At 64.1% G+C, this 15,030-nt stretch carries 12 protein-coding genes and 2 pseudogenes; 4 read left to right on the top strand and 10 right to left on the bottom strand.

Translation table 11 applies throughout. The features are described 5' to 3' along the window. Nucleotides 1-32 precede the first annotated feature (32 nt). From AB0N24_RS23135 to AB0N24_RS23120, 4 genes are all read right to left on the bottom strand, one after another. Nucleotides 33-203, bottom strand: coding sequence for a DUF2293 domain-containing protein (locus AB0N24_RS23135; protein ID WP_364129612.1), 171 nt, complete (start codon nucleotides 201-203; stop codon nucleotides 33-35). A 391-nt stretch (nucleotides 204-594) separates the two neighbouring features. Next, nucleotides 595-1,362, bottom strand: coding sequence for an SCO1664 family protein (locus tag AB0N24_RS23130; protein WP_364129609.1), 768 nt, complete (start codon nucleotides 1,360-1,362; stop codon nucleotides 595-597). After that, a complete protein-coding gene (locus AB0N24_RS23125) occupies nucleotides 1,362-1,916 on the bottom strand; it encodes a DUF3090 domain-containing protein (protein WP_364129606.1) in 555 nt (184 codons plus the stop codon). The genes AB0N24_RS23130 and AB0N24_RS23125 overlap by 1 nt, the downstream gene beginning before the upstream one ends. A gap of 24 nt (nucleotides 1,917-1,940) precedes the next feature. Further along, complete coding sequence (locus tag AB0N24_RS23120) at nucleotides 1,941-2,633, bottom strand: histidine phosphatase family protein (protein ID WP_364129604.1); 693 nt, start codon at nucleotides 2,631-2,633, stop codon at nucleotides 1,941-1,943. Nucleotides 2,634-3,250: 617 nt separating this feature from the next. Here AB0N24_RS23120 and AB0N24_RS23115 point away from each other — a divergent pair. From AB0N24_RS23115 to AB0N24_RS23105, 3 genes are all read left to right on the top strand, one after another. Next, nucleotides 3,251-3,469 carry a hypothetical protein gene (locus AB0N24_RS23115; RefSeq protein WP_364129709.1) on the top strand — a complete coding sequence of 73 codons (219 nt, stop codon included), beginning with the start codon at nucleotides 3,251-3,253 and terminating at the stop codon, nucleotides 3,467-3,469. A 223-nt stretch (nucleotides 3,470-3,692) separates the two neighbouring features. Further along, nucleotides 3,693-4,088 carry a hypothetical protein gene (locus tag AB0N24_RS23110; protein ID WP_364129602.1) on the top strand — a complete coding sequence of 132 codons (396 nt, stop codon included), beginning with the start codon at nucleotides 3,693-3,695 and terminating at the stop codon, nucleotides 4,086-4,088. Nucleotides 4,089-4,127: 39 nt separating this feature from the next. Beyond that, a complete protein-coding gene (locus AB0N24_RS23105) occupies nucleotides 4,128-5,309 on the top strand; it encodes a cation:proton antiporter (protein ID WP_364129600.1) in 1,182 nt (393 codons plus the stop codon). Between the two features lie 1,828 nt (nucleotides 5,310-7,137). Here AB0N24_RS23105 and AB0N24_RS23100 read toward each other — a convergent pair. The 5 genes and pseudogenes from AB0N24_RS23100 to AB0N24_RS23080 form a co-directional block, all read right to left on the bottom strand. Continuing rightward, nucleotides 7,138-7,698, bottom strand: a pseudogene (locus AB0N24_RS23100) (recombinase family protein). A 535-nt stretch (nucleotides 7,699-8,233) separates the two neighbouring features. Beyond that, complete coding sequence (locus AB0N24_RS23095; RefSeq protein WP_364129597.1) at nucleotides 8,234-9,271, bottom strand: 2-keto-3-deoxygluconate permease; 1,038 nt, start codon at nucleotides 9,269-9,271, stop codon at nucleotides 8,234-8,236. 73 nt (nucleotides 9,272-9,344) lie between these two features. Then, nucleotides 9,345-10,388 carry an alcohol dehydrogenase catalytic domain-containing protein gene (locus tag AB0N24_RS23090; protein ID WP_364129595.1) on the bottom strand — a complete coding sequence of 348 codons (1,044 nt, stop codon included), beginning with the start codon at nucleotides 10,386-10,388 and terminating at the stop codon, nucleotides 9,345-9,347. Between the two features lie 55 nt (nucleotides 10,389-10,443). Continuing rightward, nucleotides 10,444-11,742 carry a four-carbon acid sugar kinase family protein gene (locus tag AB0N24_RS23085; RefSeq protein ID WP_364129592.1) on the bottom strand — a complete coding sequence of 433 codons (1,299 nt, stop codon included), beginning with the start codon at nucleotides 11,740-11,742 and terminating at the stop codon, nucleotides 10,444-10,446. A gap of 1 nt (nucleotide 11,743) precedes the next feature. Beyond that, entirely contained in the window at nucleotides 11,744-13,009 is a 1,266-nt protein-coding gene (locus AB0N24_RS23080; RefSeq protein WP_364129589.1) for a RuBisCO large subunit C-terminal-like domain-containing protein, read from the bottom strand. A 271-nt stretch (nucleotides 13,010-13,280) separates the two neighbouring features. Here AB0N24_RS23080 and AB0N24_RS23075 point away from each other — a divergent pair, with 271 nt between their 5' ends. Then, a complete protein-coding gene (locus AB0N24_RS23075) occupies nucleotides 13,281-14,147 on the top strand; it encodes a GntR family transcriptional regulator (protein WP_364129587.1) in 867 nt (288 codons plus the stop codon). A 523-nt stretch (nucleotides 14,148-14,670) separates the two neighbouring features. On the opposite strand, the pseudogene AB0N24_RS23070 reads toward AB0N24_RS23075, so the two are convergent. Beyond that, a pseudogene (locus tag AB0N24_RS23070) lies at nucleotides 14,671-15,030 on the bottom strand (hypothetical protein); the annotation flags it as partial.

Here is a 15,030-nt window from a genome sequence, read left to right as displayed (position 1 = left end):
CCGCGAGAGGGTAGGGGTGCCGTCCAAAGGTCTCAGCCCCGACGCCAGAGGTCGAGCACCTCGCCCACATTTTCACGAACCTGTTCGCGGGCCTTGTCCCGCGGCACGCCCGCCATGAGCAGTGCGTCGTAGTCGGTGTCTTGTGTCGAATGGAGGCCACGACAGCGAACTCCAGCCCCTGACGTGAGCGTTTTCGTGGTCATCTGCTCTTACTTATGTAGCGTGTCCGAATTAGCCGTCTGCTCTTGTGGTGTCTTTGCTAGAGGAGATCCGTGCTGGGTATGAGTGCCCGGGTTGCGTGCAGGCACCGCCCAGCGATGATTGGTCACCAGAAGGCGCTGCTTGGGGGAGGGACACCGCAAGCTGTTGGGCTATCCGGGTAGGTCTCGCCTGGCCCCAAGGAGTCCTTGGTCATCGTGTCCGCGCCCGCCCAGATGCATTTCTGAAGCGTCCTGTGTACAGTCCGGCTGTTCATTTCGAGCTGTCCAGCTACGCCAACAATTCTCCGGGCTGAGGGATGATGAGCTCCGTCGCTACCGTTAGATCCATACCATCAACGTGACACAGCCTGCGAAGCCCGTAGCCGTAATTCCCTTAGAACAGCGGCCAGGGCACCGCCGACATCTGTCCGCTCGGAGCCGGAAACCGCCCTGCCAAGCGCAACCGGGTGCAGCGCGCGGCGAGCGATGCGATTTCTTCGGCGCTGAGCAAGTCCGCCAGGTCTCGGCCCAGCCCACCGTGCAGTCCTTCGCTGACACGATCGATGCCGTCGTGTTCCTCGGTGGTCAGAGCGTCTCCCAGCCATCCCCACAGCACCGTGCGCAGCTTGTGGTCACGGTGGAAGGTGAGCCCATGGTCCACACCGTGCCGGTGTCCGTCCGTCATGGCCAATATGTGGTCGCCTTTTCGGTCGGCGTTGTTGACGACCATGTCGAACACCGCCAGGCGTCTGAGCGCTGGCGAGTCTTCGTGAACGAGGGCGAGCATCCGTCCGTTCTCATCTCGTCCCTCGAGAACGTGTTTCCAGCCCGTCTCCGGCACGTGGTCCGCCGCGATCAGGTTCACGGCGCTTTGGGCGGGGTCCTGCTCCTGCCAGAGCTGCACCATTCCCTCGCCCAGCGGACCATCGCGCAGCCAGGTCTGCGGCACGACGTCCCAGCCGAGGACCTGTGAGACCAGGTAGGCGGCCACCTCCCGCTGAGCCAGGGTGCCGTGCGGAAAATCCCACAGCGGACTTTCGCCTGCTATCGGCTTATAGACGACCACCACGTCGCCGATGCTGCCCAGAAATGTAGCGTTTGAAGCCGTCGTGATGCGGCCGGTGAGCGTCAGCTCGGCGGTCACTAGGTCCGGTGCTGGCATCAGGCCTCGGGAAGGGTGCAGATGTGCCCGTCGGCGTCTATGGGGTAACCGCAGTGCGAGCACGTCGGACGCCCGGCGCCCACGATCTCACGGGTGCGCATGGCGAATGCGCGGGCGGTGCCGACCGGCATTCGCACCAGCAGCATTTCGGGCTCGTCAGCGCCGCCCTCATCAAGTGATTCGTCGTTGTCATCAGCCTCGACATCGGTGATGGGATAGGCCTCTACTACGACCTGGGCCGTGGTCGGGTCCCAACCTAAGCTCATGGCTCCGGCGCGAAACTGCTCCTGAACGGCCTCGAGCTGATCATTGTCGACAAGTTCAATGGGAGTGCTCGTGGGAACGCTGAAGGGGTTGCCCTCGACGGTGATGAGCTGGTCGAGAATTTCGTCGATCTTCTCCGCGAGCAGAGCCGACTGCTGCTTCTCCAGGGCAATACTCACGATCTGCGTCCCTGCCCGCACCTGCAGGTAGAAAGTGCGCGCCCCCGGAAGTCCAATGGTGCCAACGACGACCCGATCAGGCCAGGCAAACTCGTGAACACGTGTAGGCATGTCAGTATTCTAGGCACATGAGGTTCATGGCGCCTTTTGCCCTGCACCGCCGCCCACCGGCGCATCGCCAGACTGGATGCCGTTCGACAGCCACGACAGATCACCCGCGTCGGTGTTCGTCGCGTAAACGCTCGGCCGACTAGCGCCGTAGCGCACGATCGATACGGAGGCGGGGCCCACGTTAATACGCTGGAACAGGTCAAGGTGCATGCCGAGCGCGTCGGCGAGGATTGACTTGATGATGTCACCGTGACTCACCGCCACCCACACGGCCCCTGGCCCGTACTCGGCTTCGAAGGCTGCATCGTGGCGTCGAATCGCTGCCACCGACCGAGCCTGCATCGCGGCCATGGATTCACCGCCGGGAAAGACGACGGCGGACGGTTGGGACTGCACAACCGGCCACAAATCCTCGGTCGCGAGATCACTGAGCGTGCGGCCCTGCCACTGGCCGTAATCGCACTCGGTGAGATCGAGATCGACCGGCGCGTACGGCGAGCCAGCCTGGCGATCGAGGATGATCCGGGCGGTCTCCTGACAACGCTCAAGAGGGCTCGACACCACACCGACTACGGGCACGGCCGCGAGCCGGTCTCCGGTCAGAGCCGCCTGGTCGCGCCCGACCTGGTCGAGGCTGACGCCGACGGCCCGACCGGCCAGCAGTCCAGTGGCATTAGCTGTGGTGCGGCCGTGCCGCACGAGAATAACTGTCGCCATCCACCCAGCCTAACCACCCGCTCGATGGCGGTGTGAACCGTACCGGGTCGCGCGTCGAACAGGCAGATAAAGCACTGGCGGAACCCTTCAAACACGCCGACGCGCTCAAAGCCGCCCAGACGGGCTCGGCACCATGGACCAGCTCATGGCTGACGCAGCAAAACCGGAAGAACCGGCACCGCCAGAACCCCCGGTTGAAGTCGCCTCCGCATGGAGGACGTCCTGTACCCGCTCCGCGTCGGATCCAGTAGTTCCCGCCCTCTCAGAGCGGGTCGTGTGCCATTAATTGTGATGGACCACACCGACCCGCGCTGTGCGCCCAGAACCAGGGCGCGGGCACTCTTTGGAGACGACGGCGGGCGACGACACGGCCCGAACGGTCCGCCTCAAACGCCTACTAAATGGCGGCTTGCGCCAGCGCAGCGCCCATCTTGGTTCGGAACTACTCGAACTGCTCGCACGCCTGGCGAAGGGAAGTCCCAATGGACTTCATGTCCGCGAGGCAGCCGTGGATCATAAAGCGTTGGGGGGAGCGTTGGCCAGGTCACCGCTGCGATGTTCCCGAACGGCCCGCCGCCTTGACCTTCGTGCGCCAGGCACGGGCCTCGTCCCTGGACGTGCCGAACGATGTGTCGGTCACCGGCTGTGATGGGGGGGTGGGCATGGGTTTGGACCTTCTGGGGCTGGCAACGCTCCGTATCCCGGTGGAAGCCGTGGCCCGCCGTGCCTTGGAAGTCCTGGGGGACTTGATGCGCGACCGCTCTGCGCCTGTGCGGCACGAGCTTTTCCTTGGTGTCTTTACCGCCGGAAGCACGCTGGCACCGCCCTGGCGCTGATCATCAGCCTCGGTGCGCCTGGCACTCAGGGGCGTGGAGTGGCTGTTTGGTGCATTTTGAGGCGTCGGGGTGGACTGCGGATCACCTGCCCAGCATGATGAAGCCGTGACGACTGAAGATTCTGTTCGCGGGGCGAGGCCGCGGCGGGCTATGACTGCTGATGCCGCTGAGGCGGCCCAGTTGCTCCATGATGGCCGATACCGCTGAGCAAGGAGCACCACGCATGCCTGACGAGAAAAAGGGCGAGGTCCGCTGGTTGCCGCAGCCTGAGGAGCAAGATTATCCGGGCGCGGCGGACTATCTTTCCTTACTGGAATCCGCCGACGTCGTTGCCGCCATTGTCGCGTCGCTCAAGGTCGCCCCCATCCAGCATCGCAAGGCCAAGGACATTCTCCGGGCCGCGAGGCTGGTGCTGCTGCCCGAGGACAACGCCCACGTCGCCTCGGACCTGAGGAAGATCGAGGAAGGCAAGAAGCTCTCGCCCATCCTGATGGTCAGGGGCGACCTGGCCCGAGGGATTCCCGCAATGGTGGCCGATGGCTACCATCGGGTATGCGCAAGCTACTACACGGACGAAAACACCGACATTCCACTCAAACTGGCTGATGCGCCGCGGTAACTACCGCAAGCCAACCGCAATCCCGGTGGAAGGAGGAAAGTGTCGTTCTTCCAGCTTTCGCTGATCGCCGCGGTCGCGCTACTCGGGCCGCTGCTGGCACTTTCCCGGAAATGGCACCTTCCGGTGGTGCTAGGGCAGTTACTGGCTGGTATCGCCATCGGGCCCACGGGTTTGGGTCTGGTGGACTCCTCGGATCCCACGTTCACCTTCGTGGCCGACGTCGGGTTCGCCCTCATCATGTTCGTCGCCGGAACGCATGTCCCAGTGCGGGACGAAGCCATCCGCCCGGCACTGGGCGCGGGCGCGCTGCGTGCCGGCATCGCCGCAGTGCTGGCGGCCGCCGTCGGAATCGGCATTGCCTTTGCCTTCGGCGCCGGCCATGCTCCCCTTTACATCGTTCTGCTCGCTTCCTCTTCGGCTGCCTTGGTCCTGCCGATCGTCGATTCGCTGCGGCTGAGGGGGCCAAAGGTCCTGACGACGACGGCGCAAGTGGCGGTAGCGGACATCGCCTGCATTGTGGCGCTTCCGCTTGCCGTCGACCCACCCAATGCGCCGAGGGCTGCCGTAGGGGCAGCCGTCGTCGCGGCGTGCGCCGCGGTTTTGTTTTTTGTGCTTCGCTGGCTGGAGCGCAGCGGCACGCGCGGACGCATGCATGACGTGTCCGAGGATCGGAAGTTCGCCCTGGAGCTGAGGATCCAACTTGCCTTGCTGTTCGCGCTCTCCGGTCTTGCTGTGGCGGGCCACGTGTCCATCATGCTGGCTGGGTTCTCCTTCGGTCTGGTGGTGGCAGCGGTGGGCGAACCGCGGCGATTGGCTCATCAACTCTTTGCCGTCAGCGATGGCTTTCTAGGGCCAGTGTTCTTCGTCTGGCTGGGCGCATCGCTGGATCTGCGCGCCCTTGCGGGAAGCCCCAAAATGGTCCTCCTCGGGATTTGCCTTGGTCTGGGAACTTTGCTGGTCCATGGAAGCCTGCGGCTACTGGGCCAGCCTCTGCCGCTCGCGGTGCTTGCAGCGTCCCAGTTAGGAGTGCCGGTTGCCGCCGCCACTATCGGCTCACAATTGCATTTGTTGGAACCGGGAGAGGCCGCGGCCATGATCCTCGGCGCCCTGATCACCATCGGGGCGAGCACCGCCGCGGGCTCACGGGCCGCCCGCTCGTTTACACAGCCCGCCCCGGCGCCGGCGGGCAACCCATCCGGGGACGGCCCGACACTGGCTTAGTAGTTCGCCTAAGCGGCAGCGCAACTTCCGCCAGTCTCTGAGCTGCATGCTGTGGCCGGTCCCGTGAAGCCATCGTCCGGGGACCCTTATCAGAATCATCAGAAATTCCCCGGCATGGAAGTTGTAGGAAAGGAATTTTGGGGTGTGCACATTGCGCACACCTTGGGCCTCGGACCGGGCCGTACTGGCGTCGGATCGGGCCGGATTCCTATGTTTCCCGGAGCTCCCAATGATTGCAGGGGCTGGAATGCAGTTCGAGTCCCACCTTGGGCACAGCATGACCCCTCGTCAGAGGGGTTTTTGCTTTAATGTGTGGACATTGACCCTCCGTGGGTCCCGGTCCCTCTGACGCTGTCCGCGGACGGTGCCTGGCGCCGCGATCGCCTATTCGGTTGTGTGGGTGGCGGGGTCAGGTTCCTGGCCGTGGGCCCTCCGCCTGCTGGGATGTGCGGTAAGTCGGGTCTCCGTTCTTGCTCCTGAGGTGGCTGGGGCGGGTCCTTCACTTATTCATGGGCGAGGTTGTGCTGATGACATGACCCGGGCGTCGTTTTCCGAATTTTTTTCGTCGCCGTTTCTTGCTTTCTCCGGACTAGGGCAGTGGGAATGTGGACGGTTGTCCGTCCAAAGGCCTGTGGACATTGTCCACACCCTGTCCACGGGCGACTTTCGACCTGCATTGTGATCCCCTCATCCTGGCTCTGCCTTCACTACTTCATGCAGTTCTCTGTTTCAGACGACATGACTTCGCGGCCTAGTTCGTCGGCGTCGGCGGACGAGCCGGGTTCAGCGGGAACGTTTCTGGGGTATCAGAGGCTGTGGCGTTCCACCCGGCGGCAGAGTGCAGGTGTGTGGGATCCGGACTCTTCTTCCGGGAGCGGTCCTGGTTTGGTTGATCCGTAAGACCTGTCCATGGCTGGACGCGCGGCTATCGTCTTCCTCCCATGCATAGGGCCAGTGCCGTTTTCGCTAAGAAAGGCGTCCCGAGCAGACTTGCGGTAGACGAGGCGGCTGCCGCGCCGCTCAGAGACGGGCCCGTCACCGACGGTCATTCCGCTGAACACGGCGACGATCACGTTGGCGGCATTGGCGTCGTGGACGAGGTAGTCGGCCGCTGGCGGCCACCGGATGTGTCTGTCAGTTTTGTGTGTCGTTCTGTAACGGAGTCACCGCTGGGTTTGAGGGTCCGGAGTGCAACTTGGGGAACCGGGAGCGATCCAAAGTTTCGAGAGGAAATAAGCGACGGAGGAACGCCGAAGCGAAACTTTGGATCGTGCCCGGCGCGGAGCGCCCTGGTTGCGTGGAGGACCGACCCAGCGATGATGGGGATCAGAATGACAAACAGCGAAGTTGCTTCTGGTGGGTTCATGGGAGGTGGGAAGTGGGGCGGCATGACGCCAGCGTGTGCTGCTGGTCCGCGGAGAAACTACGGTGTTAGCTGTGCGGCGCCGGATTGTCTTCAGAGGGCGAATTCTGCTTGTTCGACGACTGACCTGTCGTTGGCGTCGAGACGTGCTGCCGCCACGGGCACGGCCATCTCACGTCACGTATTTCGAGGAGGCGTCGGTGAAGCCGAGTTTCTGCGTGCCTGCCGAAGACTATGAGGCAGCTGGCTCGTCGCCGGGGGACCGGGGCGGTAGGTGTCGGTACAGGGTCGTGCGCTTCAGGCCGGTCACGGCGGTTATTTCCCGGAAGGAAGAACCGTTAGTCCGGAGCAGGGCAAGGGCTCCGTCTAAATCGACCCATTTGAGGCGCCCGTAGATCAACCCGGATCTCGTTGTGAATCGCAGCGATAAATGGCGGTCTTTTTGCGGCGCCAAATGTCGCCCTGCTAATCCGCAAGCCCTCTTGACCGCGTGTAGAAAGGCGCTCGGGACATACCGAGATCCCCGGCAACCTGCGCCGCGGGCTCGCCACCTTTGACCAGGTGGACAGCGCTTCTGATCTGACTTTCAATAACCCGGCGGGGCCGGCCGCCAAGATCCTTGCCAGCTTCTCTTCGCTTGATAATGCGATCCGTGACGCGTTCGCGCTTCATTTCGTGTTCCATCTGGGCGAGAGCGGCCATAATCGTGAACAACATTGACCCCATCGGCGTGGTGGTGTCGACATCGACTCCGCCCAGGTTCAGGACGCGCAGGCCGGCACCCCTGCTTCGGAGTTCATCGGCAAAAGCGAGCATTGGGTGGATCGCCCAAGCCGGTTCAAAGTCGTGATGACGAGGGTGTCACCCTCCATGAGCGCGTCAAGTGATTGATCGAACTGGTCGTGAAGCGCGCGCTCCGGAGACTCCATGGTCAATGTAGAGGTCATCACGTCGAACGCCGGCAAGCAGATCCGCCCGCTGCCGGTCGGTGGACTGCTGCCGTGTCGAAACTCGTGCATATCCAATAAGTTTCGTCGCAGGTTTCGAGACATAGTTATGAGAATCGCCGGGCGCGGAGAAGATCGCGTGAATTCACAGGAACCAAGGTCCCGCCCACACGGGTGGTTGTTCGCCGATGAGACGCCTCGTATCCCTAGGGTTTCGAGACGCCTATGTCTCTTATTAGTTATGTCGGCTGAGGCTAGTGGAGGAGTTTTTGAATGACCGATCCGTCTCCGTGGAAGATCAGATTTCTGCCTTGGCCGTCAATCCAGACCCAAAAGTATGAGGCGTCTTCGCCGACGTCATCCACCGTGCCATGTTCGGGTGCACATCCGGTTCGTTTGACGATCACTCTGTCGCCCCGGTTCAGGTGAATCCAGTTGTGATAGCTGAGTAGGCGACTTTGCGGGCCCGGGGATGGGACTTTCACTAGCTGAGTGTCTGCATTCATGGTGTTCCTTCCGGTGGATTCGGCGTTTCCGTCCACCAGGTCCGGGTATATAAGGATGGGCGGGGCGGGCACCCGTGTGCACGCCCCGCCCTTTTTCCTTTAGTACTGCTAGGTCAGTTCTGGGGTACTACCTGCATGCTTGGGGGCTAGCGCCTCCTGCTCGGCCGAGTTGTCTTCTGTGTCCGCTAGGCCCTCCTTTTTCTGCACCCGGCGGGCCCATGCTGAGGTGATGATTGGGCAGAGCACTGCGGAGACGACGACCGAGGCTGCCACGAGCACTGTGGCGTGTTCCGCGGCCGGCGCGTAGACGGGGTTGGCCGTGGCGATGATGGCGGGGACCAGCGCCGCGTTGCCGGCTGTGGTTGCTGCGGCGAGGCCTGCTACGCCGTCGCCGCCGGTGAGTTTGTCGGCGAGCAGCAGCACTGCGCCGCCGGCGAAGACGACGAACAGGCCGAGGGCGATGCCGAGCAGTCCTGCTTCTACGACGGCGTTGAGGTTGATGGTCAGTCCGAGGGCCAGGCCCAGGAAGGGGATCATGGCCGGTACCAGCGGGGCCAGGAGGTGCCGCATGTTCTTGTCCAAGTTTCCCAGGAGCATGCCCAGTGCCAGCGGGAGGATTGCGCCGACGAGTGCCTGCCAGGGGAAGGCAGCGAGGCCGGCGATGCCGAGGGTGACCATGGTCAGGAAGGGGCCGGATTCGAGCGAGAGGATTGAGTAGGCTCCGGCGTCTCGTTTCCGGCCGAACTGGCCCATGAGGGAGATGTAGAGACCGCCGTTGGTGTCGTTCAGGGCGGCGACGAGTGCGAGGGTTGAGAGGCCTGCGAGGATTCCGGTTTCGATGGGTGCTTCGCCGAGGAAGCGTCCGGCGATGACGCCGATGAGGATGGCGAAGAGGATCTTGGAGCCGAGGAGCACGCCGCCCTTTTTGAGGATGTAGGGGGTTGATTTGACTTCGAGCGTTGCACCGAGGCACACGAAGAACACGGCCAGGAGGGGCGGAAGGCCGGTGAAGAAGGCTCCGGTGAAGGAACCGAAAAACTTACCGGCGTCCGGGGCCAGGGTGTGGATGACGGCGCCGATGAAAAGGGGCACCAGCATCATCCCGCCGGGGACTTTTTCCAGGGCTTTCTTGATGGGAATCGACATTGATTTCTCCTGTGAATAGCTGGGTGGTTGGGAGCTGCACGGGTCGGACCGTCAGTTCCGTTGTTGGGTTGGGTTAGCCGAGGCCTGGGATGAGCAGGACTTTGCAGGCATCTCCGGTGAGAAGCTCTACGGCTTCGTCGATTTCGCTGAGTTTTTTGCGGTGGGTGATGAGCCAGTCGAGCTCCAGCTTCCCGGAGTCCAGCAGCAGCAGGCTTTGTTCCCAGGTTTCCCAGAGCCGGCGTCCGAAGATGCCGCGAAGGGTGATGCCTTTTTTGTTGATGTAGGCGGCGATGTCGACTTCGGCGGGGCTGCTGGGGTGTCCGACGGTGATGACGGTGGCTTCGCGGCGGACGGCTTCGAAGAGTGTGGTGAGGGTGCCGGGGGCTCCTGAGCATTCGAAGGCGACGTCGAAGCCGCCGCGGCGGCCGGTGAGTTCGCGGCAGCGTTCGATGATGCCGTCGTTGGGGTGCAGGGCGGTCGCGCCGAGCTTTTCGGCTTGGGCCCTCCGGTAGGGGTTGGGGTCGACGGCGATGACATGGCTGGCGCCCATGAGCAGTGCCAGGTTCACGACGACGAGGCCGACCGGGCCTGCGCCGCTGACGAGCACGGCCCGGCCTGCGACGGAGTAGTTGGCGCGCTGGATGGCGTGCACGGCGACGCCGGCTGCCTCGAGCAGGGCTCCGGATTCGAGGGACAGGCCGGTGGGGAGCTTGACGCAGATGTCTTGCGGCACGGCGGCGTACTCGGCGAAGACGCCGTCGATGTGCATGCCCAGGATTCCGGTGCGTTCGCAGGTGTGCGCGTCGCCGGTGCGGCAGGGGAAGCATTGTCCGCAGGTCAGGTGGCTTTCGAGGGCGACCTGGTCGCCAACCTGCAGTCCGGTGACGCCGGCTCCGACCTCGACGATGGTTCCTGCGCCTTCGTGCCCGAGGATAACCGGGAGGTTGAGGTTGAACGCCTGGGCCGACGGGGTCCATTCGTAGAGTTCGCGGTCGGTGCCGCACAGGGACGCGGCGCCGACTTCGATGACGACGGAGCCTTCTGTTGCCTTGGGGTCGCCGGCGTCGGTGACGTAGGTGACGCCTCGCTCTGCTGCGTTCTTAACTACTGCCCGCATGGGGGCCGCCTTTCATTGGTTCCGGTGATGCGTGGAGGATTTGTGTTGGGGGGTGTCAGCTGGGGAGCTGACCGGCGAAGCGGCGCAGGATGTCGGTCGGGCCGACCTGTCCGCCCTTGAGCAGGAGCCTGCACCCTCCGACAGCGGAAGCGCCGTCGGCCTGCAGGATTGGGCCGGCTGTGACGAACTGGTCAGAAACGCGCAGCTGGCTTACACCCATGGCGATGAGTGCATGGCTGGAGGTGTCACCGCCGCAGACGCCAATGTCCCAGGTGAGGCCGGCTGTGGCCATCCTGGCGGCGATGCCGCCGATCAGTGCGCCGACGTAACCGGCGTCCACCGGCTCGTTGGCGCCGTAGCGGGGGTCCGCCGCGCCGCGGGTGGTGTGCACGATGACGTTCCTTCCTGCCCGAAGGGCAGCGGAAACGCGTTCATCGAGGGCGGCCACGAGTGCGGTGTCATCGCGCTGCAGCAGTTCGGCAGGCACGGGAACGTCCTCCCAGCCATTGGAGATGGCGTCGTTGATCTGCTCCGCTGTGGTGCTGGACGCTGAAGCGCTTACAGCCAGCACCGGGCCGGACGGGCGTTGCGGGCCGGGTGTGCGCGGAGCCTGGTCCGAGATTGACCGTGCCAGGGCTGCCATGATGCCGCCGGATCCCACGACGATGGACGGGCCGTGGCCGTGTTCTTCCCGCGTGAGGGCTTCTGCGATGGCGTCCATCTGGTGTTCGTCCACGGCGTCGACGACAAAGGCCTGTGCCCCGAGGTCCCTGCGCCGTTCCGCCCAGGAGTCCTTGAAGGTGCCGTCCTCATAGGCGGGAAGATGGATCGCCTCGGGCACCTGGGTGCCGCCGAGCTGTTCGGCCAGGACCTGGCGCAGGTCCGCCTCGGCCATGGGGGTGGACGGGTGCCGGGACATCACCGGGTGGCGGTCCAGCCGGTAGGTTTTGCCGGCGTAGTTGGCGTAGTGATTGCTGAAGGCGGTGTACCGGCCGAAGCCCGGCTGGGCCGGCGCCACGGGAATGGGACCGTGCAGGGGGAATTGCTGATGGAGCAGCTGGATCCCGCGGCCGATGCTCCCGACAGTGGTGGAGCTGTCGAAGGTGGAGCAGACCTTGTACAGCAGCACGTCCAGGTTCAGGGCCGCAATCCCGGCGAGGTCCCTGATGACCAGGTTGTCGAACGCTGTTCCGGACAGGGAGCGGGCCGGTCCTGCGAACCCGACGACGTCGGTGTCCGTGGGCAGCGGCGCGTCCCCGATGACCAAGGCAGCTTCCAGGCCGTAGCGGTGGGATTGGGCCAGGACGTCGGCGGCTCCGGTGAGGTCGTCCGCGACGAAACCGAAAGCTGGCATCTCAGGCACCTTTCCCGAAAGTCTGGACTGCGTGCAGGAGAGCGTCGTCCCCCGTTGAGGCGAGTTTGTCCGCTGCCGACTGCAGCGGCACTCCGTCCACGGCTGCTTCCCACGCTTGGCGCAGGCTCCGCACTCCGGCGCCGGGGCCGTCCGGGTGGGCTGCGACGCCGCCGCCGGCGAGCATCATCAGGTCCGTGGAACCGACCGCGTCGAAGGTGGGACCGGGAGTGGTGACATTCTGCCCCGAGGACAAAACAGGCAGCGGTGCAATGGTCTGTCCGAGGGGTTCGAGCAGGCTGCTGATGTTGGCCGCGACTTCGTCGTCGAGTTCGTAGAACTTGCTGCCGAGTCCGCTGGCGTGCAGGTGGTCGGCGCCGGCAAGGCGGGCCATTTGCTGCCAGACCCGGTAATCCATGCCCAGGGCCTTGGACCGCATGGAGGCGGCGAGGCCGGCGCGGTGGCCGTGGATCGGTACCTCGGCGAAGCTGCGGAGCAAGGCAAGAGCCGGGAGCCCCATCACGGGGATGTTCAGCATCACGCAAGTGCCGCCGGCTTCAACAACCAGGTCGTGGCGCTTCTGCAGGCCGGCGAGGTCACCGGTGATGTTGAAGGCATACATGGTGGAGTGGCCCGTGACCTGCTCAGCGGCGCGGATTTCCTCGGTAGCGACTGCGACCCGGCTTTCCAGCGGCAGGTACGCCGGATCAGTCATGAGCTCGTCGTCCTTGATCAGGTCAATGGACGCCATCGCCAGATCCCGGACCACCAGACGGAACTCCTCTTCCGAGAGCCCGACATTGGGTTTGACGATGGTGCCGACCATCACCCCTTGAACGTCACTGATGAGATTGCGCGTCCCCTCGATGCCGAAGGCCGGGCCAGGGTGGGCGGCCACGAAGTCCTCCGGCAGCTCAATGTTCTGGAGCCGGCAGGCATACAGATCGCCCAGCTCGAAGAGATTGCCTGCAATGGCAGTCTGCAGGGTCGCCAGGTCGGTTCCGACGTTCTCCATCGGGAAATCAACGGTCACCAAGGCAGCGCGGACTTTTTCCGGGTTGGCCCGTGACGGCAGGGAAGGCCGGCAAAAACCAAGCTCCTGAACATCGGATATCCGGGCGGCGTGCCGTTCCCGGATGCGGGCCGATTCGCCGGGGACCGGCAGGAAGGTGCCGCTGGACTGCTCGCCCGCCATGATGGCTGCGGCTTTCGCGGGGTCGATCTCGGACTCTAGGTAGTAGGTGCAACGCACCGAGCGCGGGTCGCGCATGGATTCTCCAATTCGGGGGGTTTTGAAACTCACGTATCCGACTGTCACCTGCAGGTACTCTCACTTCGCTCACGCGCCGATGCGGGCTCAAGCAGGTGACTCGCACTCCGGGTCTGTGGCGTCTCCTGTGATTCCAAGCCCGAAGTTGTACGTACCTTTGATACGTACAATACTGGGTGGTGTGGGTCACGTCAAGACGGGACCCTGTCACTGCTCAGCGTTAGAGGAGCAGCGGGAGGGCTAAGATTTGCACAGCGACAGAGGAGTTAGCGTGAGTTTGGAACCAACAGACACAGGGTCGGAGCCGGCGGGACGCGGCCGTGGTTTGAACCGGGAAGCCGGAGGCCCCCTCCATGCACAGATCCGGGACATCCTGCACCGGCAGATCTTGGACCTTGCACTGTCCCCAGGGTCCTCCCTGCCCACGGAAGAGGAACTGCAAAGGCAGTTCGGTGTCTCCCGCAGCGTCGTGCGCCAGGCCCTGTCAGGCCTTTCTGACCTCGGCCTGATCCGGCGCCAGCGCGGCCGCGGCAGCGTCGTAGCCGCAACACCTGTCCTCCGCCGGCACGTTCAACGCGCGGGCGGCCTGGATGAACAGGCTGCCGCACATGGCCAGCGCCTGCGCACTCACGTTCTTGCCGTGGAACCATCCGAGCCGCCCCAGGCAGGCATCGAGGCACTCAACACCACCAACACCTGGAAAATCGAACGGGTCCGCTACCTCGACGATCTTCCCGTTGCCTTCATGCGCACCTGGGTCCCCCGCGACTTCTTCCCACACTTCACCGCAGAACTGCTCGAAAACACCTCACTCCTCGGCCTGATGCGCGACCACGGCTACCACCCCGCCGGCGGACCCCGCCAAGTCCAGGCCGTATCCTCAGACCCTGACCTGGCACGGAAACTGAACATCAACACCCGCGAACCACTGCTTCTGCTCCAAGGCGTAACCCGGGACGCACTCGGCCACGGCCTCGAATGGTTCAACGTCTGGCACAGCCCCAACACCATCTTCGACGTTGATGCACAAGTCACCAGCCAGCCCGGACGCGTCTCCCAAGAACACATCCGCCGCCTGCGCAACCTGACCCAGCAACTCGAATCAGAACTAGCCGACCTCGAACGAGGAGCACGCTAAAGCGCGCCCCCCACGGCCAACCGACCCCTGACATCTATCGGGACACCTCAAAAGTTGGGAACGAACGCCGGCAAGAAGCAGGCGCACCCTTGCGGGCCGCCAATGCCTTCTCCCGTTTGGGCCTGGCTTGTCTCATAACCTGTGTGCCTCAAATCCCTAAGGTTGTGAGACGGACGAGTGCGCGCCGCCGAACCGGAATGGCGCCAATTCCTCGAGGGTCCTCGTCGAGCGACTGCGGACGGCCGTACGGTAGCCGCTCGTCTCCTGCGAAGCTTTGCCGCTGATACTCGACGACTACCCTCGGGGAGTATCCCTGCTGAGCATTAGCCGGGCAGGCACCCCGGCGACGAGGGCCGGGGTAAGTAGCAGCAGGCCGTAACCGGGGATAGCTGCAGATATGAGAGCCGCGGCAACAGCAGCGGCTGAGAAAACAACCAAGGCAGAGCCGCGGCGATCACCGCGCCGATCCCGTGGCTCGCGCCCGTGACCAGCGCGACCTTCCCGTCGAGGTGCCCGGAGCTGGTCATCGTTCTTCTCGATTCGCGGCGGCCCGGTTCTGCGGCAGGAGGAAGCCGACCGCGACAAGCCAGAGGAGCCCGCCGAACCGACCGATCGGGAGCAGGAATTGGAGCGGCTCGACGGCCATGGAGAGGAAGCTCAGCTCGGACAACGCGGCGATGACGAGCCCGGTCCAGGCAAGCCAACGCGGTATGAAACGCAGAATCAGGGCCGGGACGGCGATTCCGGCGACGAGAAGCCCCATACCGACGACGTAACCTACCCCGCCCGCGATGAACGCGAGAAACGACAGCGCGTGGGTGAGCGCCAGGTCGGTGGTGATCTCCGGGCGGCTCAGAACCCAGCTCAGCAGAGCCGAGAGCAT

The organism is Arthrobacter sp. NPDC093128, assembly GCF_040683875.1.
Taxonomy (GTDB): domain Bacteria; phylum Actinomycetota; class Actinomycetes; order Actinomycetales; family Micrococcaceae; genus Arthrobacter.
This window is presented reverse-complemented; position numbering and strand designations above follow the sequence as displayed.

Bases quoted from the DNA above. Each gene is read 5' to 3' on its own strand.
- AB0N24_RS23135 (WP_364129612.1), bottom strand. From the start codon at position 203: ATGACCACGAAAACGCTCACGTCAGGGGCTGGAGTTCGCTGTCGTGGC.
- AB0N24_RS23130 (WP_364129609.1), bottom strand. From the start codon at position 1,362: ATGCCAGCACCGGACCTAGTGACCGCCGAGCTGACGCTCACCGGCCGC.
- AB0N24_RS23125 (WP_364129606.1), bottom strand. From the start codon at position 1,916: ATGCCTACACGTGTTCACGAGTTTGCCTGGCCTGATCGGGTCGTCGTT.
- AB0N24_RS23120 (WP_364129604.1), bottom strand. From the start codon at position 2,633: ATGGCGACAGTTATTCTCGTGCGGCACGGCCGCACCACAGCTAATGCC.
- AB0N24_RS23110 (WP_364129602.1), top strand. From the start codon at position 3,693: ATGCCTGACGAGAAAAAGGGCGAGGTCCGCTGGTTGCCGCAGCCTGAG.
- AB0N24_RS23095 (WP_364129597.1), bottom strand. From the start codon at position 9,271: ATGTCGATTCCCATCAAGAAAGCCCTGGAAAAAGTCCCCGGCGGGATG.
- AB0N24_RS23090 (WP_364129595.1), bottom strand. From the start codon at position 10,388: ATGCGGGCAGTAGTTAAGAACGCAGCAGAGCGAGGCGTCACCTACGTC.
- AB0N24_RS23085 (WP_364129592.1), bottom strand. From the start codon at position 11,742: ATGCCAGCTTTCGGTTTCGTCGCGGACGACCTCACCGGAGCCGCCGAC.
- AB0N24_RS23080 (WP_364129589.1), bottom strand. From the start codon at position 13,009: ATGCGCGACCCGCGCTCGGTGCGTTGCACCTACTACCTAGAGTCCGAG.